Here is a 1,778-nt window from a genome sequence, read left to right on the forward strand (position 1 = left end):
CTAGCCCCGTACTTCGCAGGTCACCGTTTCAGGTCTGTGGCCAGCGGGTTCGGGTGACTTCGATGCCGAGGAGTTCGAGGAGGTGGAGTTGGACGCCGCGGGTGATCTGGACGGTGGGTGGGTCGGTCACGTTGCCGATCCGGAGCGTGAGTTCGCCGAGGTGGTAGAGGATCATGCGGCCGGTGGGGCGGACCCGGCGGTTGTCCGGGTAGAGCCCGGCCATGGTCTGCTCCGGCCCCAGAGCCTGTCTGACCTGGCGTTCGATCAGACAGAAGACGAGCAGGGCCAGGCAGATCACCTGGATCAGGGCGGCCACCCGGTGATTGTGCTGCACGAACACCGGGGTGACCGCGAGGGGTCCCTTGAAGTCCGCGTAACGGCGCTCCACCGTGCCCTGGCCCTTGTACTGGATCAGGACCTCGGCGGGGGTGGCCTGCTCGGTGGTCAGGGGTGTGATCAGCGCGTACCAGCCGTCGACGGCGGCCTCGGCATCGAGCACCTCCTGATCGAAGCACCAGGTCAGCGTCGGGACGCCGTCCTCGTCCTGCTCGACGTGCCAGCGCAGGCAGGAGACGACGCGGCGTTTCGCGGCGATCACCCCGACCCGGGCGGCGACCTTCTCGGCGGTCTTGTAGTGCCTGCCGCCCGCCGCGCGGGCGAGTGTGCCCAGGTCCTCGGCCGCCTTGGTCAGGCGCTTGCCGCGGGCGGCTCGCTGACCAGCCGCATTCCCGGTGGAGTGGACCAGGATCCGCCGCACTGTGAGGACCGGGTCGCGCCTGCGGGGTCCGGCCAGGGTGTGGACGTCCTCCAGCACCCGGTAGACCTCCCGATCGGCGGGGTCCTTGCGGGCGTCCCGTTCGGGCACCCAGTCCACGAAAGCCGCCTGCTCCAGGTCGAGGGCGGCGTAGACCTCGTCCTTGACCTGCGCGGCCGGGACCGGGGCGATGAACGGCACCCCGGCGGACAGCAGCGCCGCGACGTTCGGATACGACACCAGCTTGGAGTCGGCGACCAGCAGGAACTCCTGCTCGCCGGCCAGCTTCCGCAGATCCTTCATCGCCCCGACGACCTGGCTCACCTCGGCCGCACCGCCGCCGAAGACCCGGGCGTGGACGGGGATCCCGCCGTCGGCGGACACCGCGAGCCCGGCCTGGACCTGCTTCAGGTCCACCCGCCGGTCCTTGGGGTGTCCGTACCCGATGACCGGGAACGCGTCGTCCTGGTCCTCCTCGGGGTAGGCGCCGTAGACGGACATGCTGGTCATGTCCCAGTGGCACCTGCTGACGTCGATGCCGAACTCGGCGATAGCCCGCGCGCCAATCGTGCCCGCAACCTGCTCCAGCCTCGGAGCGATCGCGTCCAGCGCCCGGGCCAGGCGGTCGTCGTTGAGCAGGCCCGGCTCGATGCCGAAGACCTCCTCCACCGCCCAGCTCCGCGCCCAGTCCCCGACCCGTACCAACGGCGCGGGCGAGGTGAGCCGGTTCGCCACCAGCGCCTCGATCACCTGGCCATGGCTCAGGTGGGCGCTCGCGCCGCCCGGGCACAGCTCATCGACGATCCCGGCCACGTCCAGCCGGCGCAGAAACTCGGCAGCGACAGGCAGAGCGCCCAGACGCTTCTCCACCACAGCCGTCACCACGCACTCCAGGCGCTGACGCTCAGACCGTGGCCGCGGGGACCGGGAAGTCATCGACACACCCAATCCAACGCCACCGGGGCGGCCTTGGACACCGTTCCCGGGCCCGAACCATTCGATTCAACGACCCGCGAAGTACGGG

The 1,778-nt window shown here is 70.3% G+C and carries 1 protein-coding gene; it reads right to left on the reverse strand.

The annotated features are described in order from the left end of the window. Positions 1-28: 28 nt before the first annotated feature. A complete protein-coding gene (locus tag ACWDAK_RS41160; protein WP_344641642.1) occupies positions 29-1,636 on the reverse strand; it encodes an IS1634 family transposase in 1,608 nt (535 codons plus the stop codon). Between the last annotated feature and the right edge of the window lie 142 nt (positions 1,637-1,778).

Source organism: Kitasatospora sp. NPDC001175 (assembly GCF_053598215.1).